We start from the raw sequence: 25,198 nt of genomic DNA, 5'->3' as shown, positions 1-25,198 counted from the left end.
TAAAGCTTACAATAAGGCTTATCCAGAATATTGAATATAATTTCAAAGAGGCTGAACAATACTATTCAATGAATTGTTTTTACGATATTTTGTCTTTATCAATTTTACTTTGAGTGTAAGGAAAACCATGAAAACTGTATTAATCACAGGTGCAACCGCAGGTTTTGGCGAAGCGGCTGCAAAGCGCTTTATCAAAGAAGGTTGGCAAGTTATTGGAACGGGTCGAAGAGCGGAAAGATTATCAGCATTACAAGCCGAACTGGGTGATAATTTTTTTCCACTGGCATTTGATATACGAGACTTTAAAGCGGTTGAATCAGCGATCTCATCTTTACCTGAACAATGGCAAAAAATAGATACACTAGTGAATAATGCTGGACTTGCCTTGGGTTTAAATAAATTTGATGAAGGCGATATCAGTGATTGGGAAACCATGATAGACACGAATATAAAAGGCCTGCTGTACGTAACTAAAACCGTGCTGGCAAAGTTTATTAAACAAGAACAGGGTCATGTCATCAACCTAGGCTCGACAGCTGGCACTTACCCATATCCCGGCTCTAACGTATACGGCTCAACTAAAGCTTTCGTTAATATGTTCTCATTAGAACTTAGAGCCGATATTACAGGTAAGAATATACGTGTTACTTGCATTGAACCTGGATACTGCGAAACTGAGTTTGCCGTCGTGAGGTTTAAAGGCGATGTTGATAAAGCCAGCAACTTTTATCAAGGAATGGAGCCGCTAACAGCAGATGATATTGCTGAATCTATATATTGGAGCGCATCTTTACCACCACACATGAATGTAAACAAACTCGAGTTAATGCCAACCAGACAAACCTTTGCTGGCTTTAATGTCGAAAGAAAGAATTAGTGACAAAATAAATGACTAAGTTAAACCCCCAACTCACGCCGCCTTATTATGCGGTCATTTTTACTTCGATTAGAACCAAACAAGATCCATTTGGCTATGCTGATGCAGCAGATAGAATGCATCAGCTCGCAAACGAGTATCCCGCCTTTTTAGGCCTAGATTCTGCGAGAAATGACGTTGGTATTACAGTTTCATATTGGCGAGATTTAGACACAATAAAGCAATGGAAAAACCACGCAGATCATAAACTAGCACAAGCCCTAGGTAGAGAGAAATGGTATCAAGCTTACTCAGTAAAAATCGCAAAAGTTGAAATGGAGTATGACTTTGAAGCTGAGTAAATTCCCCTCTTAATCAATAAAAAGCGCTGCACTAAATCTCACAGTAGATTAAACTAACCTAAATTCTATGTATGAGCTCCTTTGGTGGAATCCATACATAGCACCCAGGTTAACTAGCAAAAATACATGAATAAGAGGAGCTTCAATGCTTGCGTCAACCCAAGCCGCTACTATGCTGGCTTTACAAGATAAAATGAATGCAAAAGTAAATCCTGACTGGATTGCAGTAAAATCACCATTTTTACGTGCTGTTGTCATTGAAGCTGCAGAGGCAATTGAGCACCATGGTTGGAAGTGGTGGAAAAAACAAGATTGCGATCTTGAGCAACTTCAAATGGAGCTTGTTGATATTTGGCACTTTATTTTATCCGCTATCTTGATTAAGCACGAAGGCGACCAAGCTAAAGCATTAAATGATGTTTTAGCTGAATTGGATTCAACCAGTCTGACATTTGATGGTGTTGAATACACCTATAGCGAATTAAACCTATTAGAAAAGTTAGAACTCACTATAGGTTTAGCTGCAGCAAAACGTTACGACTTAGGCTTATTTTCAGCTTTATTAACAGACTGCCAAATGAACTGGGACGACTTATACGCTCAGTATGTAAGTAAGAATGTACTCAACTTTTTCCGCCAAGATAATGGCTATAAAGAAGGAACTTACGTAAAAATCTGGGCTGGCCGCGAAGACAATGAACACCTAGTAGAAGCTATGGCGGCATTGGATGTGAAATCGGCAAGCTATCAAACTGATTTGTACGATGAGCTAGTCCAACGTTATCAGTCTCTCAATCCGGCCTAATAGCGGATAATTGAGTGTCTGCGCCCAATTTAACGAATTGGGCGACTATTACCCACCTATTTCCAACCCACAAACACAAATGATAACAATTATCATTTACAAAGATAAAAATAAGTGTATTCTATCCTTATTCTGAGACCTAAGGAGATGAATATGTTTAAACCCAGTATTTTAATTCTGATTGTGGCAGCCCTTGTATCCTTAATGGGATTTAAAGCCTATAACCAAATTAGCCTATTTCCCGCTGAGTTATCGCACTGGGTTATCAGTTTTGTACTTTTATTCATTATTTCTAATATTTTCATTTGGTCCGTTGCGTCCAAACTTAAGTCAACTCAGATTTAATACAACTTTCAGAGCAGAGCAAACTTTGCTTTATACACTAGCTGGAAGCTAGCTAGTAATAACGTAGAAAAGTGGAAATAAAGATCTCTAGGATAATTTAATGATACGTAAAAGGAGGTTAGCGTGACATATATAAAAGAATATTTAATTCATTCATGGCGTGCTTTACTGTACAAAATAGTACCGACAAAGTTGAAAATAGGCTCGTATGTAATCGCTAAAACCATTACTGGTGACACAGTAAAAGCTTCAGTATTTAGAACAGCTCAACTACCTGGATACCCACCAGAATATTTATTGATTGATGAGAAAGGTAATCATAAAGGCTGGTTTAAACAGCAGCAAATATCCTCTTTAACAAGATAGTTGCTGCTATCGTTTCGGCTGTTATTCAGATTTATTTAATATCGCGATATTTTTATCTGAAATAATAGGACCTTTAGTCGTTAAATTTTCCTGAGCTTCCACATCAAGCGTTTGCTCACTTAAGTAACTCAACAAGCAACTACTATAGTTAACCTCAGCTTTAGCCACTTTAGTTCCATCATTGTTAGTTAGCAACACAGTATCACCTATCGCAAACTCACCATTAACAGAAACGATTTCTTCTGATTTGAGTTTACTTGGATCATCTGCAAGCTCTGGTGAGCTATTACAATCAATCACAACCTCTCCCTGAGCAGAAGCCGTATGGGTCATCCAGTGAATATTTTCTTTTAACGGATTTTGCTCCGGTAAGAAAACCGTACCAGGATTGCCACCTTGCAATAGGGTATTAAACGATTGCTCAGTAAAACCATTTACAATATAAGTGGTGATACCGTGTGAGACTGCTTTTTTTGCTGCCTGTATCTTGGTTTTCATACCACCAGTACCAACAGAGCTAGTTACACCGCCGGCCATTGCATAAATCTCATCATTGATTTCAGCAACCTGAGGGATCAATTTAGCCTTTTTATCAACTTGCGGGTTGGCTGTATATAGGCCATCAATATCAGAGCAAATAATCAAGGCGTCAGCATCTGCAGCTGTTGCTATCATGGCTGACAAATTGTCATTGTCACCTACTTTAAGCTTGTCTGTAACTATAGTGTCATTTTCATTAACTATAGGTAATAAGCCATACTCTAATAAAGAGAATAAGGTTTCTCGAACACTCGTGTATCTTTCTCTGTCTTTTAAATCGGCATGAGTTAAAAGTATTTGCGCGGTAGGGAAATCAAATAATTTATCCCAAGTTGCCATCATTTCAGTTTGCCCTGCAGCGGCCATCGCTTTTTTGGTTGCGATATTTTTCACTTCGCCAGGGAATAAGTGGCTGCCAGCGGCAATAGAGCCTGACGATACCAACACGACTTCAATATTTTGTTCGCGACAACGAACAATAAACTGCGCAATGCTTAATAGATAATGAGAGCTACAACCATTACCATGTGGAGCAATTAACGCACTACCAACTTTAATAACGATACGTTTCCATTTACTAATTTGCATAATTTAATAAGTTTCCTGCATTTTTTGTTCAGCACTTTGATAAAGCGCTCGATAGTTTTCTGTTTGCTTGCTATCAAACAAACTCACTAAGACAATCGTTAGACTACTAACGATAAAGCCTGGGACAATTTCATACATAACAGAACTTAATGTCTGTTCATTTTCCAATACAGGTAGATATATCCAAATAAGCACAGTTGCTGCGCCTGATAACATACCCGCTATTGCGGCTCGGTGGGTTAAGCTTTTCCAGTAAAGACTAAATAAAACTAACGGCCCAAAGGCTGCACCAAAGCCTGCCCAAGCATTACTCACTAAACTCAGAATGCTATTACTTGCATCCCAAGCTAAACCTGCTGCGACAAGCGCAACAAGTGCGACACAAACTCGACCATAAACAACCAGTTGAGATTGCGTAAATTCTTTTTTACTAAATCTTTTAAGTGCATCTTCAGTTAGAGAACTTGAAGAGACTAATAATTGAGACGAAATCGTACTCATAATGGCCGCCAAAATTGCAGCTAATAAAAAGCCACTAATTAACGGATGAAACAACACCTGAGAAAAGTAGATAAATATTGTTTCTGGATCTGTCAGACTCACATTAAATTTATTGATATAAGCTACACCAGTAAAGCCTGTCGCAAGTGCACCAATTAATGTTACCGACATCCAACTCATGCCAATTCGTCGAGTGGTTTTGATGTCACTAACAGAGCGTACTGCCATAAACCTAACAATTATATGGGGTTGACCAAAATAGCCTAAGCCCCAAGCCATACTTGAAATAACACCCAGTATGGTCGCGTTAGCAATAAACTGATCAAAACCAGCTATAGTACTAAACCCAGCTTGGTTTAAATCAGCCAAGCTATCAAAATTGAAAAAGGCAACAACTGGTACTAGCACTAAAGCAACAAACATAATGCAGCCTTGTACAAAATCCGTCAGGCTAACCGCTAAAAAACCACCCAATACAGTGTAGGCTACTACAATAGATGCTGTCACAAGCAAACCTAGTTGGTAATCTAAACCGAAAGAGCTCTCAAACAATTTACCGCCTGCGACTAAACCAGAAGAGGTATACAAGGTGAAAAATATTATGATAACGGTTGCGGATATCAGCCTAATTGAACTATCAGGCTTATTAAAACGCTTGGCAAAAAAATCAGGTATGGTCAGAGCATCATCAAAAAACTCGGTAAACCCTCTTAATTTGGGCGCGACATACAAGTAATTTAAAAAAGCACCGACTAATAAACCAAATGCAACCCAGATAATATCTAAGCCAACGGTAAACATGGCACCAGGCAACCCCATTAGCATCCAGCCACTCATGTCTGAAGCCCCTGCAGAAAGCGCGGTAACTTGGGGACTGACTTTACGCCCACCGAGTAAGTAATCTGAAACATTTGCTGTTGATTTTCGATATGCAAACAATCCTATTGCGAGCATAACGGCGAAATATAAAAATAAAGATATATAACTATAATAATGCATTTGATTAATATTTATTCCATCTGATTTGGCATTTAATTAGAATACAAACTAATATTCGGGGCGAATATTAGCACAAGCTGAAGTTTTTTGCTAACCGAGGACAGAATTGATTGGAAATCAGACAAATAATTAATTAGAGTACTAACAATTATTATATTCCCCTCTTAAAAGGTTATTGATGGAAAACTACGAAGTATTGCTAACGTCTCTTAGGCGAGTTATCCGAGCCATCGATTTGTATTCGAAAAAACTCAGTAAAGAAACAGGACTGACCAGCTCGCAGCTCATCATAATGCAAGCGGTTTCAGTCCAACCTGGCATTATGGTGAAAAACTTAGCTGAGAGTATCAATTTAAGCTCAGCAACAGTAACCAGTATTTTAGATAGATTAGAACAAAAACAATTTATCAAACGTCAACGATTTGAAGATGACAAACGACGCGTTGGTTTATATTTAGCAGAGCAAGGCGAAGCTATATTAAAAAATGCCCCCAAAGCACTCCAATCGCACTTTGTGACTCGCTTTGAAGGATTAGAAGAATGGGAACAAATGATGTTGATGTCGAGCGTACAGCGTATCGCAAGCATGATGGATGCTGAGTCTATCGATGCAGCACCAATCTTAGAGATAGGTCAGATCCAGACTAAAGATATACAAGCTCAAATTCAGCTTGATGAAGCCACTTAAAACTGGATTTTCAGATTGATTTTAGAGCTCTAAAGTCAGTATTTTTGATAATCTTTGGTAGTTATAAAGTTTTTGTTTTTGCTGTGGTAAGTCTTCAACCTTCCCAATTTTAAAGCCATGTTCTAAAAACCAGTGAATGCTACGAGTCGTTAAGGCAAATACTTTTTCGTAATTGCGTTGACGCGCTTTTAGTACAATATGCTTTAATAAAGTTTGACCGCGATCGGCGTCTCTATATTCTGGATGTACCGCCAAGCATGACATCTCACCACAAGATTCTTCATTAAACGGATATAAAGCAGCACAGGCGATAACTAAGCCATCACGTTCAATCAAAATAAAGTGATCGATTTCCATTTCTAATTGTTCGCGCGAGCGACGAACCAATAAACCTTGATCTTCTAGCGGGCGAATTAAATCGATAATACCGCCAATGTCACTAATGCTAGCGGCACGTAAACGCTCTGCAGGCTCAGTAACGATTTGCGTACCAATACCATCACGAGAGAAAAGCTCTTGTAGTAATGAACCATTAATTTGATGACTGACAAGGTGACATCTTGGCACGCCTGCCCTTGCGGCAGTCACGGATGCTCTTAAAAAAGCGCGTAAGCTAGAGCAGCCTTCTTCATTATCGACCATTTTATGGTAGATAGATTCCGCTTTATTTGGCATTAGCTCAGCTATAATTTTACCGTCTTTATTAAACACACCATTAGCTTCGCTAAAACCTATCATCTTATCGGCTGATAATTTAATTGCGACTTGCGTCGCGACTTCTTCAGCGGTCAAATTAAAGCTCTCACCTGTGATTGACGCAGCAATCGGTCCCATCACCACAATACAATTGTTGTCCAACTGGCGTTTAATACCTGCGACATCAATTCGTCTCACTTTACCACTGTGATGATAATCAATGCCATCATCGACCCCAATTGGTTGAGCAATGACAAAGTTACCACTGACTACGTTGATTTGAGCACCTTGCATTGGGGTATTACTTAGGCTCATTGAAAGCCTAGCGGTAATATCTAGCATTAAGCCGCCGGCAACCTGTTTAATTAACCCAAGTGTTGAGTCGTCGGTTATGCGTATACTTTTATGAAAGGAAGAGGTTAGCTGGTTAGATTCAAGTGCACTCGATATTTGCGGACGAGCACCGTAAACCAAAACAATTTTAATACCTAGGCTATGCAACAAAGCAATATCATTGATAATTTCATGAAACTCAGCCTGTTGTATGGTTTCACCACCCAATACAACAACAAAGGTTTTCCCCCTGTGAGCATTTACATAAGGCGCTGATTGGCGAAAGCCAGCAACGATTTCGGTGGTACGCACTTGTTTATCTAACATATAAATTCTTGCTTTACAGTTTTGTTACTTTCTTATACCAAAAAGCGAGTCAATTGACTCGCTTTTTATTGACCTTAATGGGAGAAGTTCCCATTAACCTCGTTTACTTAGCTTTAGCTGCTATCGCGGCTTTAACTTGTTCTTTAGATGTTCCACCTAAAGCAACACGTTTTTCTAAGCAAGCTTCAATTGTTAAGTGTTGGTATACGTCATCTTCAATAACATCACTAAACTCTTTTAGCTTTTCAATTGGTAAATCTTCAAGCGGTTGCTTCAACTCAATTGCAGCAACAACAGCAACACCAACAATATGATGTGCTTCACGGAAAGGAATACCTTTAGCCACTAAGTAATCTGCTAGTTCAGTTGCGTTTGAATAACCTTGCTGTGCAGCTGTGTAAGTACGTTCTGGATTAGTTTTTAACCCATCAATACAAAGTACAGCCATTTGTAAGCAAATTGTCCAAGTGTCAACTGCATCAAACAAACCTTCTTTGTCTTCTTGCATGTCTTTGTTGTATGCAAGTGGCAAAGCTTTCATGGTTGTTAACATGCCAGTTAATGAACCAACAACACGACCACATTTACCACGGATTAACTCCATTGCATCTGGGTTTTTCTTCTGTGGCATCAAAGATGAACCAGAAGTTACATTGTCAGCCATTTCTAAGAAACCAGCTTCACCCGAATTGTAGAAGATAATGTCTTCTGCCATACGAGATAAATGTACGCTTGAAATAGAAGCAACTGATAATAATTCCATTACATGGTCACGATCAGATACTGAATCTAAGCTATTACGTGTCGCACGAGCAAAACCTAAATCTTTAGCTAATGCTTCACGGTCAATTGCGTATGCAGTCCCAGCTAATGCACCACAACCTAAAGGCGAAGTGTCTAATAGATTAAGGGCATTGTTTAAACGGATTAAATCACGTTCAAACATTTCAACATAAGCTAAACACCAGTGTGCAAAAGTAACAGGTTGAGCTCTTTGCAAATGCGTGTAACCCGGTAAAACCGTATCTTGTTCACGCTTAGCTAATTCAACTAAAGATTCAATTAAGTTCTCTAGTAAACCCGCTAAAGTCGCAACTTGCTCTTTACACCAAAGTTTTAAATCTGTTGCCACTTGGTCATTTCGGCTACGACCTGTATGTAATTTTTTACCTAAATCACCAACAGCATCGATTAACTTGCCTTCAACCCAGCTGTGAATATCTTCAGCATCAGATAATAAAACGATCGCAGGATCTGCTTTAACTTCAGCTAAAAGCGCATTTAATGCCGCTTCTAGATCTTGTTGCTCTTGTGCCGTTAATACATTAACTGTCGCTAATGCACGCGCCCAAGAGATAGAGCCAACAATATCTTGCTCTGCCATGCGGTAATCCACAGGCAGAGAGTCATTAAATGCTTTAAATAAATCACTTGTTTGACCGGTAAAACGGCCGCCCCAAAGTGCCATTATTTTTTCTCCGCTGCTTGCTCAGCTTTATTCATTGCACCAATGCGGCTTGATAAGCTGAATAAACGGATGAAGCCTTCAGCATCTTTTTGGTTATAAACTTCGTCTTCACCAAAAGTTGAGAATTCTTCGTTGTATAAGCTGTTAACTGAACGACGTTGTGTAACTGTACAGTTACCCTTGTATAAACGTACCACGATATCACCTGTGATATCTTCAGCAAAAGAAGCTGCCGCTGCTAATAAAGACTTAGATAATGGCGTGAACCAACGACCGTCATAAATAACATGAGAGAACTCTAGGCCAACTTGCTCACGGAATTTAAGTGAGTTTTTGTCCAGCACCATACACTCTAAAGCTTTGTAAGCTTTCATTAATACTGTACCGCCTGGTGTTTCATAACAACCGCGAGATTTCATACCAACTAAACGGTTTTCAACGATATCGATTCGACCAACACCGTGTGCTGCTGCTTTTTCATTTAAGTAAACTAATGCGTTATAAGCTGATAATTCTTTACCATCAACAGCAACTAATTCACCTTTATCAAAGCTTAATTGAATTGTTTCAGACTCGTCAGGTGCATCCATAGGATCAACTGTCATAGTCCAAATGCCTTTAGACGGCTCACACCATGGATCTTCAATTTCACCACCTTCGTGTGAAATGTGCCATGCATTAGCGTCGCGGCTATAAATCTTAGTTAAAGATGCAGCACAAGGAATATCACGCTCAGCTAAGTAGTTTAATAAGTCTTCACGTGAACGCATTTCCCACTCACGCCAAGGAGCAATTACTTTTAACTGTGGCGCTAATGCAGCAAAACAAGATTCGAAACGAACTTGGTCATTACCTTTACCAGTACAACCGTGACATACCGCGTCTGCACCTACTTTTAAAGCAACTTCAACGTGTGCTTTAGCGATTACAGGGCGCGCCATTGACGTACCTAATAAGTATTCACCTTCGTAAACAGCGCCTGTTTTAACGATTGGGTAAATGTAGTCTTTTACAAATTCTTCTTTAAGGTCAACAACATGACATTCAGAAGCACCAGAGGCGATAGCTTTTTCTTGAATACCTTCAAGTTCTTCTTCGCCTTGGCCAACATCGGCACAAAAAGCAACAACTTCACATCCATTGTAAGTTTCTTTTAACCACGGAATGATAGCCGACGTATCTAAACCGCCACTGTATGCTAATACTACTTTTTTGATATCTGACATGTAAATTTACTCTCTTTGTATATCGGGCTTAGCCGACATTTCAGTTTTTCAGGCTAAGCCTGACCTACATTAATGTTTTGACTACTTATTTAGTAAGTAAGGTCATTAAAACAGCGTTTTGCGCATGCATGCGGTTTTCCGCTTGTTGCATAAGCAAAGAATCTTCGCCATCTACCACTTCGTCTGTTGCTTCAATACCACGATAAACAGGTTGGCAGTGCATGAAATATTTAGCGCCTAATTTAACCATTAATTCTACATTGGTTTGGTAAGGTTCAAATATTTTTTTGATCTCTTCAAGTGATTTAGTGTCACCCATAGAAATCCAAGTATCATTATAAACAGCCTCGACACCTTTCGCATCGTCTACATTATGGCTCAGAATGATTTCTCCGCCATTTTCAGCTGCTAATTTCTGAGCTTCTAATACTAAATGAGCATCAGGTGAATAGCCAACTGGGGTAATAACAACAACTTTAACCCCTAAGATAGCACCAGCTAACATTAAAGAATGGGTTACATTATTACCATCACCAATATAAGCGATTGATGCGCCTTCTAAAGAGTTACCACGTGCTTCGTATAAAGTTTGATAATCAGCCATTGCTTGGCAAGGGTGGTATAAATCACATAATGAGTTAACCACAGGCACAGAACCAAATTCAGCTAACTCAAGTAAGGTATTATGATCAAAGACGCGCGCAACAATACCATCAACCCAGCAAGATAAATTTAGTGCAAAATCTTTAACTGATTCACGTTTACCCAAAGCGCCATTTTGCTGATCCATATAAACCGCATGGCCGCCTAACTTAGCAATACCAACATCGAAGCTAACACGAGTACGTAATGAAGGCTTCTCATAAATTGTCGCGATACTTTTGCCCGCTAATGCTTGGCTGTACTTAGCTGGATTTGCTTTAAAATCGACAGCTAGTTTGATGATATCCATCAGCTCTTCTTTAGAGCGATCTTTTACCGTTAAAAAATGTTGCACAATACAACTCCATTCATTTTCAGGTTAACTATTTGCTGGAACAACTGTTGTGCCGCAAGATTGGTCTGCTAACCATTGAGAAATTAACTGCGGATAACGCCAGTTTAAAATACCGATTGGCGCGCCTAATGTCGTCGCAGTTTCGATTGCCGTATTTACTTTTACTACCATGCCATCGGTAATCACTTGCGCTTCAATTAACTGAGCGGCTAGCGACTTGGTCATAGTTGAGATAACTTTTTTCTCGCCATCTAAAATGCCATCTACATCAGACAATAAGATTAACTGACCGTTTAATATTTTAGCTAAAGCTTCTGCTGCTTGATCGGCATTTACATTAAGTAAGGTGCCATTTGCATCGGTTCCAATTGAACTAATCACAGGTAAATAACCGGCATCTAGCAAAGTATTCACTAAATCTGCTTTACCTGATTCCACTTGACCAACACAACCTAGGTCTGCATCTGGAACGGTACAAATAATTTCAGCACCATCGGCTAAGCTAATACCAACGGCTTTATCGCCGATAGCAGTTGCAGATGAAACCATTTGCTTATTAGCAGTACCTGCTAATCCACCAACAACATAAGGAATATGCTCAGCTGGCGTAATACGTAAACCATTTTTCTTTTCGCTTTTAATGCCTAAGTCAGCTAACAACTGCTGAACTAGCGCACCACCACCATGAACAACAACCACTTTATGTTGTTGGCGGATTTTTTTTAATTCAGAAAAAAACTCTGTCAGGCTTTCAGCGCTTTCTAATAAAGCACCACCGACTTTGATCACTAGAGTTTTAGAATTCGTTAATGCATCTGACGTAATTTCTGACATTTCTGGAGGTCTAACCTTAAATAAGATAAGGGCTGCATTAGCCCTTATTAATTTTTACTGATAATACATGCTTATTAGCTTAATAAGCTTCTGCCGAAGCCTTACTGGATTAAGCCTCGACCTGAGTCAAAGCCAAATCTTAAGTTTGCGCACTGTACAGCTTGTGACGCAGCCCCTTTCAATAAATTATCAATGGCAGAAACCACAACTAAGTAACCTGTATTTGGATCAAATTCCCAATGTAGGTCAACAAAAGGCGTATTCTCAACATCTTTAATTGAAGGCCAAGCCTGACGTAAACGAACTAAACTCTTACCTTCGTAAGCTGTCGCATAAGCCGCATTAACTTGATTTAAATTAGCGCCATCCACTAATTTAAGCGTGATAGTCGCTAAAATACCGCGCTTAAAATTACCTAAATGAGGCGTAAAAATAACTGGGTTGCCTAAATGCTCGGTAATTTCCGGCTGGTGTCTGTGATTAAGTACACCGTATGGGTTCAAGCTAACTTCACAAAAGCTTGAACTTAATTTAGCACTACGGCCAGCACCAGTAACACCACTAGTCGCGTTAATGACAGGTAAAACATTAGTATCGATTAATTTAGCTTCTTTTAATGGTTTTAATGCAGATAAAGATGCAGTTGGATAGCAACCAGGTACAGAAATTAAATTCGTTTTTGCAATATTTGCGCTATTCCACTCAGCTAAACCGTAAACAGCTTGGGTCAATAAATCAGGGTGCTTATGAGAGAAACCGTAATATTGCTTGATAACCGCTAAGTCAGAAAGACGATAAGCACCAGATAAATCAAATACAACGCCACCAGAAGCAATAACTTTAGCCACCATTTCAACACTCGCTTCGTGTGGTGTACATAAGAATAAAGCATCGCATTCTGCGACGATTTTAGGGATTTGATTCTCAGAAATAGGGATTAATGTACGATCGATTTGGTAAGCAAATTGACCATGAATTGCAGAAAACGCTTTATAGGCATCTGCACTGTTCTCAGAAACGTATAAACCAGCTATTTCAAACTCTGGATGTTTATGAATAATGCCTGCAAGCTCAGCACCTGTGTAACCACTTGCACCAACAATAGAAACTCGAATCATTTATTTTACCCTTCTCTTTTTTCTGAGCGCAAAACCAAAGGCGTATTGTAACAATCAGCTAGCTAAAAAATAAAGCGCACGGTGAGGACAAATTGAAAAAAAATGCCTGAACCATGCGCTAATTTGTATAAATTGACTAATTTGGCTTGAATGAGCTTAATAAGTTTTCAAACAAGGAAAATAGCAAACTTCAATTGCTGATATATTAACCAGCAAATTAGATATTCTCAAGCTAAAAAGTGAATATATATTCAAAAAAAGTGAATATTTAAACACCTATTTAGCATTATTAGCAAAAAGTTAATCCAATAATGAATCTAAAGCTTGTTTAACATCTGTTGCTAATTCTTTGCCATCTTCGATACCAACAGAAAAGCGTACTAAGTTCTGCTTAATACCAGCCGTTAATTGAGCCGCTTCATCCATTGCTGCGTGTGTCATAGTTGCAGGATGACACACTAAACTTTCAACGCCACCTAAAGACTCAGCTAATGAGAAATGATGCAATGCGTCGATAAATTTGATCACTTGATCTGTGCCGCCTTTAAGCTCGAAACTTAACATAGCACCAAAACCAAGTTGCTGTTCACGAGCAATATCATGACCAGGATGGGTCGGTAAACTAGGGTGATAAACAACATCAACAGCTTCGTGTCCATTTAACACATCAACTAACAATAATGAGTTTTCTTGATGTTGTTTCATTCTTGGAACAAGCGTGCGCACACCACGTAAGGTTAGATAACTGTCAAATGCTGAGCCTGTAATTCCGATACAGTTTGCCCACCAAGCCAATTCTTCACCCAGCTCTTTTGATGCAGTTACAACTACACCACCAACAACGTCACTATGACCGTTGATATATTTAGTGGTTGAATGCACGACAATATCAGCACCTAAAGTTAAAGGTTGCTGGAATACTGGCGAAAGGAAAGTATTATCAACAGCGACATAAGCACCACAAGCTTTTGCTCTTGCGCTGATATTTTTAACATCAGTAATGCGTAATAATGGGTTGCTAGGTGTTTCGACCCAAATAACTTTAGGCTTAGCTGCAAACGCTTCATCTAATTCCGCAGGGTTTGTCTGGTTAATCACTTTTAATTTAAAAGCACCACGTTCTGCAAGGTTAACGAATAAACGATAACTTCCGCCATAACAGTCATGCGGCACAACTAATAAATCATCTGGCTTTAATAATTGGCAGACAAGGTGGATCGCAGCCGTTCCGGTTGCAGTTACAATACCGTGTTCGCCCTGCTCTAATTCAGCTAATGTGTTGGCTAAAATATCACGAGATGGGTTGCCACAACGGCTGTAATCATATGGACCTTTTTGGTCAAAGCCTTCAAACGCATAGGTACTTGAAAGATAAATTGGTGGAACAACAGCGTTATATTGGCCATCATTTTCGATACCACCGCGAACAGCGATAGTTGAAAGATTCTTTTTAGTCATAATTAGCTTCTTTTATGTTGGTTCAAACTGCTTTAAAGATAAGAATCTTAAGATAGCTTGAGTATGGACGTCTATACGGCTAAAATGTAGCGATTGAATTCGTTCTGGTCAAGTTGTTTCAACTTATTCGTTATATAAACCAGCATATAGCAGGTATTTGCATACAAGAGTTTATTGACGAATCATGTGTAAGGGTTACAATTTTGCCAGAAAAATAAATATTAAAAAAGTGAAGTACTCATTATGGCACAATGGAACGGACAATATATTCACCCTTACGCACAACATGGTAAAAAAAGTGAACTAGTCAAAAAGGTCACCGTTTCTATTCCAACCAATGTTCTAAAGGTTTTAACTGACGAACGCACACGTAGACAAGTTAACAACTTAAAACACGCCACTAATAGCGAATTACTTTGCGAAGCTTTTTTGCATGCATTTACTGGCCAGCCTCTTCCGTCAGATGAAGATCTAGCCAAAGATTCAACCCATATCATTCCAAAAGAAGCACAAGAAATTATGGAAGCTATGGGTATCGAGATTGATGAAGAAGATATTTAACCTAATGTGATTGTTTCCTCCCACATTAGGCTATTTAAGCGAGAATAAACCCGCGTAATTATTATCGAGTTATCCGTTCAGAAGCATCTTTAAGTGCTTCTCGTACATCTTTGTTATTACGTAGTACTTCATATAAAGCCGTGTCCATATGATTCCAGTACCTAGCCATTTTAGGAATATTCGGCATAGGCTCACCATTTTCCCAAACCTTACTCGCATTCGCTAATCGAGTATTTCCTTTTGAAAGCGTCTGCATATAACCATTATGAGTCACTGCACCGAGGGGCTTATCGGCATTAATCATAGCAAGACCAGAAGGTTGTAATAAATAGTCTTCAATAAACTGACTTACTAAAGCAGAATTAGGAGAACTTGGATTTACCATTGCAGAAAGTACACCAATGAAAACCTTAGGCTGACCTTTATCTACTTTGGGTAGACCTGAAATACGTATATCTATCCCAGATTTTTTATAATCTTCCCAAGACCAAGGACCATTAACAATACAGGCAACTTCTTCATTCTTAAATGCATCATCAACCACAGAGTAGCCGATTTCTGCAGGGAGTAATTTATTCGTCAATAAGCGTTTTATCATAGACACACCGGCAATTGCACCTTGATTATTAACGCCTGTGTTTGATGGGTTATAAGCGCCATCACTAAATTTAAAGGTGTAGCCCCCTTCTGATGTGATGAAGCCATATGAAAAGTAATTATTCATATAATCCCAAATAAAAGCTTTTTTATTTTGACGCTTCAACCTAGGCGTATCTTGCTCTACTTCTTTTATCGACTGATAAGCCCTATCGACCAATTTAGCATTGCAAATTTGCGTGACTCCCTCAACCGAAATTGGGTAACCAAATAAGCGACTGTCGTAACTAACCGCATTCCAGTAATTTTGATTGATATTTTTTAGCGTAGAGGCCTTAGGTTTAACCTCGGCAATCAAACCTGCTTGTGCGAGTTCGCCAATTCGATCATGTGTTCGAATAAAAATATCTGGACCTCGGTTTAACACCACCTTACGGTTATAGTCTCGTGTTGGTTGATCATCCACTAAAGACTCTGGCTCAACTATAGTGATTTTTTTACCCGTTTCACGTTCAAATTTTTTGGCCAACTTAATAAAGCCTTGATTGCCAAAGTTTTCCGGTTTGGTCCAAATTAATAATTCATTTTTTTCCCAAGCATAACTGTGAGAACTAAACATAAAGAGTAAAACGTAAAAGAAAATTGCTCTGTTTTTCATAACCTTACTCATTCTATAGTTTAAATATTGAGATTGACGATTTTAGCTCTTCGCCCTGATCAAACATTCTATGCCCACCATCTTTATTTTCATTTGCTAGCTGTAACAACTCAAATGAAGAATTCGAAAGATTGGATAACTGAGTTGATATATCAGCAGATGCAATCGACTGCTCTTTAGAAGCGGTTGCAATTAACTGAGTTAAATCCATAATCTCATGCAACGAGCGGCAAATATCGCTAATCGCATCAGAAGTGCTTTGAGCTTGCTCAACACTACTACTACTAACACTAATTGATTTTTTCATTGCCGAAACAGCAGTAGTCGTTCGACTTTGTAACCCCTCAATCGTTTGGCGTATTTCCACCGTGCTTTCCTGAGTTCGACTAGCGAGTGAACGAACTTCATCAGCAACAACTGCAAAGCCTCGACCTTGCTCGCCAGCCCTTGCGGCTTCAATTGCTGCATTCAATGCAAGTAAATTTGTTTGTTCTGCTATACCTTCAATAACAGCTAAGATCCCGCCTATGCTAGCAACATCTTTTTCTAAATCGTTAATAGTTTGCTGGGAAACGTTTAGCTGGTGACTTAAATCTTGAATGTTACTAATGCTTTGCGCCACGACATCTAAGCCTCGTTGACCAATAGCGTTTGCATCTTCAGTTGTTTTGGCGGTGACATCCGCATTAGTTGAAACCTCTTCTGCTGAAGCTGACATTTGGGTGACAGAAGCAGAAACAGTTTCAAGCGAATTTTGCTGTGATCGAATTAAATCATTTAGACTATCGCTGCGATTACTCATTAGCTCAATTTCATGTCCTACACCATCAGCTGTCGAAGTAACTTGCATAACGACCTGCTGGAAGGTTTCCATCATATTGTCAACATCATTTGCAATTAAACCAAATTCATCTTGTTGAGAACGATTAATTCTTAATGACAAATTCTTATTCCGACTAATTTCAGTCAAGTTTGATGCAACCTGCTTAGTTGCACTTTTGAGTGAATGGGTGAAGGAAACAACTAACAACATAGATATGCCAATCACGACAATACCAACAATAAATACCAACTGGCTAACCGAAGCAACCTTATCAATAATTTTATCTACACCTTGGCTAACCAGATCAGCACTGGTGTTTACTTGGTTAATCTCACTGACAACATCTCTAATATTATTATTTACGTCTTTGGTGCTTTGCTGACTTAATTCATCTAACACTTTAGAAATAATGCCGACTTGCTGATTTAAACCAACTGCCATATCACCTGCAATGGCAGATAAATCATCCAACAAAAAGTCATTCATTTTATTGCCGTAAACATTAGCCGCATAAAATGCATCTTTTACCGCAGGAATTTGGTTAGAAATACTTGGGAATTTATTTAAAAAGCTCAGAACTTTTGGTTCCAATTGCTTCATGGCTTTATTAGCAGCAACCAGATCGGTATTTGTTAAAGTTAAACTCGCGTTAGCAAAAGCGTACTGAACAGAAAATAACTCTCGCTGAATATTTGAGATTTGATTCATCAAATCAACCGCTGGTGCAACTTTACTAGCTTGAGCTTTCAAGGTAACAACCAACTCATTTTGTTTTAACACTTGAATTTTTTGCTGATCAGCTGTCTCACCCACATCTGAAGTGGAATTAAAAATAGTTGATAAGCTACCTAAAATGAGTAGGCCAATTAAAGCCATAAAAATACTCAATCGATTTCTTAAATTCATACCCAACCTAAAATTGCTCAATCCTTTAATTAAAAAAGGAAAGTCCGTAAAAATGTTTAGATCTTTAGATTAGTGCAATATGGTGATAATTGAGAAGTTTAGAAATAAAAATGATGTAAAAGGGAAGAAAAAAGAAAGAGAGATAATTTATAGACTCTAAAGTGATGCTAAAAAGCGACTTTAGAGTCTATAACCTTTAGTTTATTTTTTAGTTAATAAGTAATTCACTAACTCAGCGTAAGCAGCTTCGGTTTTAACGCTACCTAAAATCACTTTATATTTACCGTTAACAACAACCGTTGGTACGCTGTCGATTCTGAACTTTTTCTGTTCGTTTTTCATTTGGTTAGCCATCCCAGAAACAACAAAACTATTATAAGCCGCGTCATATTTTTTCGGGTCTACACCGGCACCAACAACCTTGCCTCTAACATCAGTCATTGAAGAGAAGCTTTTTCTGTCAGTATGGATATGATTAAAAATAGCCGATACCGCTTTTTCTTCTTGTTTCAATATTTGTAATGCGCCCATGGTTTTAGATAAACCTTGTGCAACCTCACGATTGTTTCTTGGCATAAAATCCACATGGCTTTTACTGAATTTTACATCTGCCGGTAAAGATTTTTTGATTGTGTCTATATAAGGTTCAAAAGCGAAACAATGTGGGCAATAAAACGAGAAAAACTCTTTAACTTCTGGCGTCTTAGTCGCCGCTATCGGTAATACTTTGTAATGCTTATCTTCTTCAAATTTCTCGGCACATGCCGTCAAAGGCAATAAAATAGAGAAAACAACAGCTAAGATTTTTTTCATACTAAATTCCAATTTTTATCTTTTATTAATAATTCATCATTCTAGAAACGAAAATAACTTATCATAGACCAGACATCAAGCGTAAAGGTTCCTCATGTAACTGAGATAACTGCTCTTTAAACGCTAGTATTTGCTGTTCCCAATATTTTCCTTCGGCAAACCATGAAAAACTACGAGGAAATGCAGGGTCACACCAGCGTTTTGCAATCCACCCCATATAATGCACCATACGCATAGCTCTCAGCGGTTCAATCAGTTTTAATTCAGCTGGATTGAAACTGCAAAATTCTTCGTAGCCGTCAATCATAGTATCTAGCTGCATTAATTGCTGCTCTCTGTCCCCAGATAACATCATCCAAATATCTTGAATAGCAGGGCCATTTCTAGCATCGTCTAAATCAACAAAATTGGGACCATCTCGCCATAAAATATTACCGGCATGGCAGTCGCCATGTAATCTAAATTGTTTAATACCGTCTGTCTGGTAAAAAGTTTTAGTCGCAGCACATAGCTGTTCAAGAATCGTGATAAATGGGGTTTCTAATGACATAGGGAGCAACTCGCTCGCTAGCAATTGTTCGCTAGCACCATCTAAATAATCAGCCAGTTGCATACTAGGTCTATGCTGAAAACTTTGTTTTTGGCCAATTAAATGTATTCGGCCAATAAAGCGTCCCATCCATTCCAAATGATCTAAATTATCATTTTCAAAACAGCGTCCGCCAACACTTGGATAGATAGTAAATAGATAACCTGATGCTTCATGCAAGCTAGTCCCATTTAATATTAATGGCGCAACGACAGGGATCTCGTCATCCATGAGTTGCTTGGCAAACTCATGCTCTTCTAAAATTTGTGCTTTTGTCCATCTTTGAGGGCGATAAAACTTAACAACATAACGCTTAGTGTCGTCGGCAACAAACTGATAAACGCGATTTTCATAGCTATTTAGTGGAATTAAACCGGAAGAAGGGAAAATGCCAACCGATTCAATTAAATCTAAAATTAAATCAGGTGTCAGCGTGCTAAAAGAAAAATCTAAAGCTTTATCAGCAGTCATAAATATCAATCATTTGGTAAAAACTTAAGCCATGATACATGGCTTAAGTTAACTCAGGTAGTGATTCATTCGCGAATCTTTAATCTACGTTTGACTTGGTCGCGGATTTTACCGTCATCATCAGGGATATTGTTGATAGCTTTTAACGCGGAATCTTGATCCGTTTTAGACCAATACTTATACGCGTTAACATATAAGTTAACTTGAGCACTGCGCTTGCCTTGAAAATTATCTTTAATAAAATCAATTTCGTGACTTAACGAATGATAGCTTTGTTGTCTGGCGCTCTGAATAATATCAACACCTGCGTTGGCTTTTTTTCTACTATCTTCAATCCGAGCTAGCCAAACACCGGCTTGTTCCAAATCTTGTTCTGCCAATTCCGAAACTAGGTTAACTGCAACATTATCTTTTAATCTAGCATCCTGAATCGCATCATAAAATTCGGTTAAGTCTGATTGTTTACCTTGTTCAATATACTGCTTGGATACTTGATTAACCGTTCGGCTACTGGCGATATCTTCATTATCAAGAATCAGTTCTGCGGCTTCTGTTGCATCATTTTCGCTAATTTTTTGAACGGCACTCTCAAATAAAATGGAATCAATTGTATCGTTATTTAATGCTTTATCTAATACAGCGTAAACATCTTCTTCAGCCATGAGTGCGGCAATTTTTCTCTGAGTGTAATTAACATAATTGCGTGACAGTAAATTAGAACTTGCTGCAAATTGATAAACATCTTGCTGCAACTCTGGATTTTTAGCAGCCTGACGCAAAACACTCGAAACCGCAAAGGCTGAATTACGTTTCGATAAAAAATCTCCCGTAGCTTCGGTATCGGCTGATTTCAACCAATCCCAAGCAAACTCTGGTTCAGTTCTCGATAGGCTAACAAGCACATTTCGACCAAAATCAGCTCTTTGTTCCTTCGGCATTATGTCCAATAATCCAATCGCCAATTCAGGGTGCTGCTCGGAAAAACTATTCAGCAACAAGCCTGTCGTCATTTTTAAATTATGGCTTTTTTCATCCGATAAGTTAGCTAAGATGAAAGCTTGCTGCTCTTCAGGTGAGCTTTGTGCAATAGAAGCGACCAATTTTAATAAATCTAAATAGCTGCTATTACCTTGCTCGTATTCCTCTACGCTTGTTTGCCAATCTGTTGCCGCGGTTTTCTCAGTCGGTAATTGCTCGACTGCTTCCAATTGCAGAGCAGACTTAGAGTCTTCAATATGATTTGATTGAAAAAAATCAGAAAACGAGATCGAATCAGATTGTTCGACAGGCAAGTTAGTTTGGCCCGCTAAATTAGAGGTTGGGGTTGGTTTATCAGAGTTTAACTGTAAATAGGCAATTGAATAGCCTAAAGCTAGGCTAAAAGCTGCAAGTAAAACCGTTTTAAACATAGCACCTCTAATTAGTTTCCATACCCTTGGGAGTATAATTATTATCTAAAGCATAGATTAAAATTTACACTTTATTTGCAATAAATTCAGCCTAATTTTAAAACAACAATGTTTTAACCAAAGTAATCCTATTGTTCAGATAAAACTACTGCCGAGTACTTATAAATAAAGACTTTTAATCCTTTACCGGCAATCGCATCTGTAAATACTTCAGGCGCAGAGACTTGCTCAACAAATTGACATTCAGGGCAATATTCAGTAACTGTATCGGTTAAGAAGGCTTCATCCAGATCTGGAGAATTTAAACACAACATAATTAAAGCGCCGTCTGCCATAAATTCAGGTATGCGTCGTATTATTTTTTTGTAATCTCGCTCTATCTTAACACTGCCTTTTTGAAACGCAGGCGGATCACAGATTAGTAAATCATAAGGGCCATGCTTTCTAACTCGACCAAATGATTTAAACAAATCAACAGATTCAAATTTGACTATGCTAGTGTCTTGCTGATTAAGGTGATGATTTTCACGACCTCGATTTAAAGCCGCTCGGCTCATATCTAAATTAAGTATTTGCTTTGCGCCACCCGCATGCGCCGCAATAGAAAAAGCACAAGTATACGAAAATAAGTTTAACACTCGTTTGCCTTGGCTGTTTTGTCTAACCCAGTCTCGGCCATATTTGATATCCAGAAAAATACCATGGTTTTGAGAGCGGCCTAAAGTTAAACCATATTTAAGCCCAGCCTCTGTCACTTCTAATGCATCTATCTCTTGACCCCAAACAACTTCAATGGGCGCTTGCATCAAATGTCTAGATTGCACCTGAATAGATTGGCATGCCGTTATATTAGCTTGGATAAACTCAGAGATTTGATTGACTAACTCAGTTGCGGTTTCTTTATATAAAGTAATCAAAACCACAGGTTTAAACCAATCAATACAAATATGCTCAAATCCAGCAAACCTATGCCCACGGCCATGAAACAAACGTTGGCAATCATCGTTTTGAGGAATAATTAAATTAGTAAACAAGGTTTCTGGATTTATCGACATGACTTATTATGCTTAAAAGAAAATTGGCCGATAGTTTATACGCAAACGCACTATGACGCACACAAAACCCAATAAGAAATCATCACCATTACACAAACTATTTGCTCGCCAACTGCAAAAACATCAACCTACAGCTAATAGCCAAGCCCTGCTAAAAACTTTCGCTGAAGATGATTACCAACAAATTGCTAGGGTGATTAAATCTTGGTTAAAAAAAGCAGAACAAAACGACAAGCCAGCACACAAAAAATAGTAAAAAAACACAACAACATAAAAATCAGTCACTTACGATTCCATTTCTTTTTTATCGATTTTATTCCGTGATCTAGTTCTCATTTTATTCCAAGTTTAAAATTTATCTGGAATAAATTCGCCAGTCAGTACGTTACCTAAGTGAGATTAACAAATATATAGGTAAAAAATTATGACTAACTTCAACTTAACTAAAACTGCACTAATCGTAACTTGTTTAATTTCTTCTGCGGCAAATGCAGACATAGCAATTACGGCAAGCCACAACAACCACACTCAAGCAGATGCTACGACTCAAATTGAGCAGGAATCTACGCAAGCTAGCCAAGCTGAGCAAACTTCAAATGTTGAAACCTCGAAAGAGGCTGAAGTAGCAGCAGAAAGTAGCCCTGCGACACCAAGCCAAGATACGGTTATGACTGACGATCAAGAGACTGAGACAGAAGACTCGCAACTGGTTGCAGAAACAGACGAAGCGCTGACTGACGATAGCGAAATAATAGCTGACAATTCAGCGCCACAAGATGAACCAACTGAAACTGAATCAGAATCAAACACAGAGACCACTGCGAGTAATGATGAATCAAGTGATGCCACACAGAATACAGAAACAGCAGACACCAGCTTATTCAGCATGTTCGCCGCTTGGTTTAAATCAACCAATGATACCAGTCTTGATGCGCAAGCAGACACTCAAGACCAAGTATCAGAAAATGTTGCGCTTGCAGGAACAACTATGACCGAACTAACACAAACTGCTGAAACTCAAGTTGAAAGCAGTGTTGAAGCATTAACTCTAGTGAGCAGCAATATTGAAAACAGTGTAAACCAATCAATTGAGAGCAGCCTAGATTTGTCCGCTGAAGTAATTGCAACAACGAATGACTCGGTTTCACAAACAATTGAAACGGCTGTGACTGAGAACATATCGATACTCGCTGAAGAAGCTGCAACGACTAGCGTTACAGAAACGGTTTCAACCCAAGTGACTGAAGCAATCAACTCAGAAGTAGATAGCGTGATTGAGTTAACCGTAGAGAATACTGTCGAAAACTCTATCTCAGAAAGCATCAAGGCTTCTATCTAGCCTCAAGCCTAACCTTAATCCAAACCAATGTGTAGTTTACTGCACATTGGTCAAACTCCCATTTATCACCAACGCTAAGGAGCTATCAAAATGAAAGCTTTATTCCCTGTTATTTTATTTAACTTATGTGCAATTCAAACCCTTAACGCTGAGCCAGTTAAATTTGGCTTAGGACTAAACTCAGGTGTTGAGCACGACAGTAAGCTAAAAGTAGTTGAACTAGACCAAGTGAGTGAAAAGTCTGACATCTCACTCAAGCTATCAGCTAAGTTAAAAGCAGATTGGCAAATTAGCGATAACTTAAACTGGAGTTCAAGCTACCTCTACAGCACTAAAAATTACCAGCAAGAAGATGAATATAATCTTAAGCTAAATCAGTTTTCGACCAACCTAACTTATGATTTAACTGCATCAACCATTGGCACCAGCTTTTATTCTACTCAAGTAAAACTGGCAAAAGCTGATTTTTTAAAACTTAATCAACTTAGCTTTTATTGGTCTAAATTGCTAAATCAAGATTTCTATTTAAGACTCAGTAGCAACTTTAAAGATAAAGATTTTGCTAATCTAAACAGTAGAGATGCCAAAATAATGGAGCAAATGATCGATGGTTTTTACTTTTTTAATCAAACCTCGAGCTTTGTCCATATAAACCTAGGGATCAGCAATGAAGATGCGGAACATAAAGAATTCAGCAACCAAGGTTTCCAAGGCCAGCTGGCGCTATCACATAATTTTAAATGGCTGGAATTAGACAATACAGTGCAAACTTGGTGGAAGTTAAGCCATAAAGATTATTCAGATGACTTTGAATCGAATCAGACAAGAGAAGATAAACGCCAAGTACTTGGGTTAGAGTGGAAATTGAAATTTACGCCTCAATTTAGCCTAACGAATAAAGTTGAATATGCGGATAATAACTCGACGCTAGCCTCATTAACTTATAATGAAACTATTAGCTCAATCCAATTAAAAGCCAACTTTTAAGCTCGCTAAAATTTGACTAGAGCCCGTAATATCTCGAATTTAAAACCGGTATTTGAATTAGGCTAAGCTCAGCGATGAATGAGCTTAGCTTTTACTTACTCCAAATAAACAAAACGGCCAAGACGAAAAACGCTAATCTATGTAATTAGCGGTAGGGTTTATAACCTTTATTTATAGCTACACATCTGCAAATTCGCTTTCGTTACAGCACTCTGTTACTACAAGTTTTAGCCCCCCCAACGTTTAGGTTACTTTACCCTTGAGCTTCACTGTATTGGTTTGATGTTACATAACTCCTCAATAACTTGTTCTTTATGCTTAGAGCGCAGTTCACCTAAAGCTAGAGCCTTCATTGATTCCCAAGAATCGAAACTCGAAGTTTGTGCCACAAATTCATTCCATGTTTCAGTTTCTAAGTCATCAATTTGACTAATGTTAATTTGAGAACTATCAACATATTCTTGTAAACTATTGTATGAGGTG

The 25,198-nt window shown here is 38.5% G+C and carries 25 protein-coding genes; 9 read left to right on the top strand and 16 right to left on the bottom strand.

Features of this window, described 5'->3' with window-relative positions; genetic code table 11:
- Positions 1–127 precede the first annotated feature (127 nt).
- From XM47_RS13705 to XM47_RS13685, 4 genes are all read left to right on the top strand, one after another.
- The gene (locus XM47_RS13705; RefSeq protein WP_048693619.1) at positions 128–877 is read left to right on the top strand and encodes an SDR family oxidoreductase; all 750 of its coding nucleotides are present in this window, start codon (positions 128–130) and stop codon (positions 875–877) included.
- An 11-nt stretch (positions 878–888) separates the two neighbouring features.
- Positions 889–1,218 carry an antibiotic biosynthesis monooxygenase family protein gene (locus XM47_RS13700; RefSeq protein ID WP_048693617.1) on the top strand — a complete coding sequence of 110 codons (330 nt, stop codon included), beginning with the start codon at positions 889–891 and terminating at the stop codon, positions 1,216–1,218.
- A 145-nt stretch (positions 1,219–1,363) separates the two neighbouring features.
- Positions 1,364–2,023: a dUTP diphosphatase gene (locus tag XM47_RS13695; protein WP_048693614.1), complete on the top strand. Its 660-nt coding sequence runs from the start codon at positions 1,364–1,366 to the stop codon at positions 2,021–2,023.
- Between the two features lie 468 nt (positions 2,024–2,491).
- The gene (locus XM47_RS13685) at positions 2,492–2,734 is read left to right on the top strand and encodes a hypothetical protein (RefSeq protein WP_048693610.1); all 243 of its coding nucleotides are present in this window, start codon (positions 2,492–2,494) and stop codon (positions 2,732–2,734) included.
- Between the two features lie 21 nt (positions 2,735–2,755).
- Here XM47_RS13685 and proB read toward each other — a convergent pair whose 3' ends face one another.
- Together proB and putP are read right to left on the bottom strand one after the other, a co-directional pair.
- A complete protein-coding gene (gene proB, locus XM47_RS13680; RefSeq protein WP_048693607.1) occupies positions 2,756–3,862 on the bottom strand; it encodes a glutamate 5-kinase in 1,107 nt (368 codons plus the stop codon).
- Between the two features lie 3 nt (positions 3,863–3,865).
- The gene (putP, locus tag XM47_RS13675; RefSeq protein ID WP_048693604.1) at positions 3,866–5,362 is read right to left on the bottom strand and encodes a sodium/proline symporter PutP; all 1,497 of its coding nucleotides are present in this window, start codon (positions 5,360–5,362) and stop codon (positions 3,866–3,868) included.
- Positions 5,363–5,540: 178 nt separating this feature from the next.
- On the opposite strand from putP, the gene XM47_RS13670 reads away from it, so the two are divergent.
- Positions 5,541–6,050, top strand: a complete 510-nt coding sequence (locus tag XM47_RS13670) for a MarR family winged helix-turn-helix transcriptional regulator (protein WP_048693601.1) — start codon at positions 5,541–5,543, stop codon at positions 6,048–6,050.
- A gap of 21 nt (positions 6,051–6,071) precedes the next feature.
- Here the strand turns inward: XM47_RS13670 and argA are convergent, their stop codons facing one another.
- From argA to metB, 7 genes are all read right to left on the bottom strand, one after another.
- Entirely contained in the window at positions 6,072–7,391 is a 1,320-nt protein-coding gene (gene argA, locus XM47_RS13665) for an amino-acid N-acetyltransferase (RefSeq protein ID WP_048693762.1), read from the bottom strand.
- Positions 7,392–7,509: 118 nt separating this feature from the next.
- Positions 7,510–8,874 carry an argininosuccinate lyase gene (gene argH, locus XM47_RS13660; protein WP_048693598.1) on the bottom strand — a complete coding sequence of 455 codons (1,365 nt, stop codon included), beginning with the start codon at positions 8,872–8,874 and terminating at the stop codon, positions 7,510–7,512.
- The gene (locus XM47_RS13655) at positions 8,874–10,100 is read right to left on the bottom strand and encodes an argininosuccinate synthase (RefSeq protein ID WP_048693595.1); all 1,227 of its coding nucleotides are present in this window, start codon (positions 10,098–10,100) and stop codon (positions 8,874–8,876) included. The genes argH and XM47_RS13655 overlap by 1 nt, the downstream gene beginning before the upstream one ends.
- Positions 10,101–10,185: 85 nt before the next feature.
- Positions 10,186–11,097 (bottom strand): ornithine carbamoyltransferase, encoded by a 912-nt coding sequence (locus XM47_RS13650; protein ID WP_048693592.1) that lies wholly within the window; start codon positions 11,095–11,097, stop codon positions 10,186–10,188.
- A 24-nt stretch (positions 11,098–11,121) separates the two neighbouring features.
- Complete coding sequence (argB, locus tag XM47_RS13645; protein ID WP_048693589.1) at positions 11,122–11,931, bottom strand: acetylglutamate kinase; 810 nt, start codon at positions 11,929–11,931, stop codon at positions 11,122–11,124.
- A 101-nt stretch (positions 11,932–12,032) separates the two neighbouring features.
- Complete coding sequence (gene argC / locus XM47_RS13640) at positions 12,033–13,049, bottom strand: N-acetyl-gamma-glutamyl-phosphate reductase (RefSeq protein ID WP_048693587.1); 1,017 nt, start codon at positions 13,047–13,049, stop codon at positions 12,033–12,035.
- Positions 13,050–13,349: 300 nt separating this feature from the next.
- The gene (gene metB, locus XM47_RS13635; RefSeq protein ID WP_048693582.1) at positions 13,350–14,507 is read right to left on the bottom strand and encodes a cystathionine gamma-synthase; all 1,158 of its coding nucleotides are present in this window, start codon (positions 14,505–14,507) and stop codon (positions 13,350–13,352) included.
- 243 nt (positions 14,508–14,750) lie between these two features.
- Between metB and metJ the strand changes: the two genes are divergently transcribed.
- A complete protein-coding gene (gene metJ / locus XM47_RS13630) occupies positions 14,751–15,068 on the top strand; it encodes a met regulon transcriptional regulator MetJ (protein WP_048693581.1) in 318 nt (105 codons plus the stop codon).
- A gap of 61 nt (positions 15,069–15,129) precedes the next feature.
- Here metJ and malE read toward each other — a convergent pair whose 3' ends face one another.
- From malE to XM47_RS13600, 6 genes are all read right to left on the bottom strand, one after another.
- The gene (gene malE / locus XM47_RS13625) at positions 15,130–16,323 is read right to left on the bottom strand and encodes a maltose/maltodextrin ABC transporter substrate-binding protein MalE (protein ID WP_077066570.1); all 1,194 of its coding nucleotides are present in this window, start codon (positions 16,321–16,323) and stop codon (positions 15,130–15,132) included.
- 13 nt (positions 16,324–16,336) lie between these two features.
- The gene (locus tag XM47_RS13620) at positions 16,337–18,052 is read right to left on the bottom strand and encodes a methyl-accepting chemotaxis protein (protein ID WP_048693578.1); all 1,716 of its coding nucleotides are present in this window, start codon (positions 18,050–18,052) and stop codon (positions 16,337–16,339) included.
- A 201-nt stretch (positions 18,053–18,253) separates the two neighbouring features.
- On the bottom strand, positions 18,254–18,865 hold the full coding sequence (locus XM47_RS13615; protein ID WP_048693575.1) for a thiol:disulfide interchange protein DsbA/DsbL: 612 nt from the start codon (positions 18,863–18,865) through the stop codon (positions 18,254–18,256).
- Positions 18,866–18,926: 61 nt separating this feature from the next.
- On the bottom strand, positions 18,927–19,925 hold the full coding sequence (locus tag XM47_RS13610; RefSeq protein ID WP_048693572.1) for a serine/threonine protein kinase: 999 nt from the start codon (positions 19,923–19,925) through the stop codon (positions 18,927–18,929).
- A 65-nt stretch (positions 19,926–19,990) separates the two neighbouring features.
- On the bottom strand, positions 19,991–21,334 hold the full coding sequence (locus XM47_RS13605; protein ID WP_048693569.1) for a hypothetical protein: 1,344 nt from the start codon (positions 21,332–21,334) through the stop codon (positions 19,991–19,993).
- A 128-nt stretch (positions 21,335–21,462) separates the two neighbouring features.
- Complete coding sequence (locus XM47_RS13600; protein ID WP_053084573.1) at positions 21,463–22,389, bottom strand: class I SAM-dependent methyltransferase; 927 nt, start codon at positions 22,387–22,389, stop codon at positions 21,463–21,465.
- Positions 22,390–22,441: 52 nt separating this feature from the next.
- Here XM47_RS13600 and XM47_RS13595 point away from each other — a divergent pair, with 52 nt between their 5' ends.
- The 3 genes from XM47_RS13595 to XM47_RS13585 all read left to right on the top strand — a co-directional run bounded on the left by XM47_RS13595 (position 22,442) and on the right by XM47_RS13585 (position 24,715).
- Positions 22,442–22,642 (top strand): hypothetical protein, encoded by a 201-nt coding sequence (locus tag XM47_RS13595; RefSeq protein WP_048693567.1) that lies wholly within the window; start codon positions 22,442–22,444, stop codon positions 22,640–22,642.
- 171 nt (positions 22,643–22,813) lie between these two features.
- On the top strand, positions 22,814–23,728 hold the full coding sequence (locus XM47_RS13590) for a hypothetical protein (RefSeq protein WP_048693564.1): 915 nt from the start codon (positions 22,814–22,816) through the stop codon (positions 23,726–23,728).
- A gap of 90 nt (positions 23,729–23,818) precedes the next feature.
- The gene (locus XM47_RS13585; protein ID WP_048693562.1) at positions 23,819–24,715 is read left to right on the top strand and encodes a surface lipoprotein assembly modifier; all 897 of its coding nucleotides are present in this window, start codon (positions 23,819–23,821) and stop codon (positions 24,713–24,715) included.
- A gap of 266 nt (positions 24,716–24,981) precedes the next feature.
- Here the strand turns inward: XM47_RS13585 and XM47_RS19200 are convergent.
- A partial coding sequence (locus tag XM47_RS19200) for a hypothetical protein (protein WP_048693559.1) occupies positions 24,982–25,198 on the bottom strand: 217 nt, incomplete at its 5' end.

Origin of the sequence: Catenovulum maritimum, from assembly GCF_001050375.1 — a bacterium.
Classification (GTDB): Bacteria; Pseudomonadota; Gammaproteobacteria; order Enterobacterales; family Alteromonadaceae; genus Catenovulum; species Catenovulum maritimum.
This window is presented reverse-complemented; position numbering and strand designations above follow the sequence as displayed.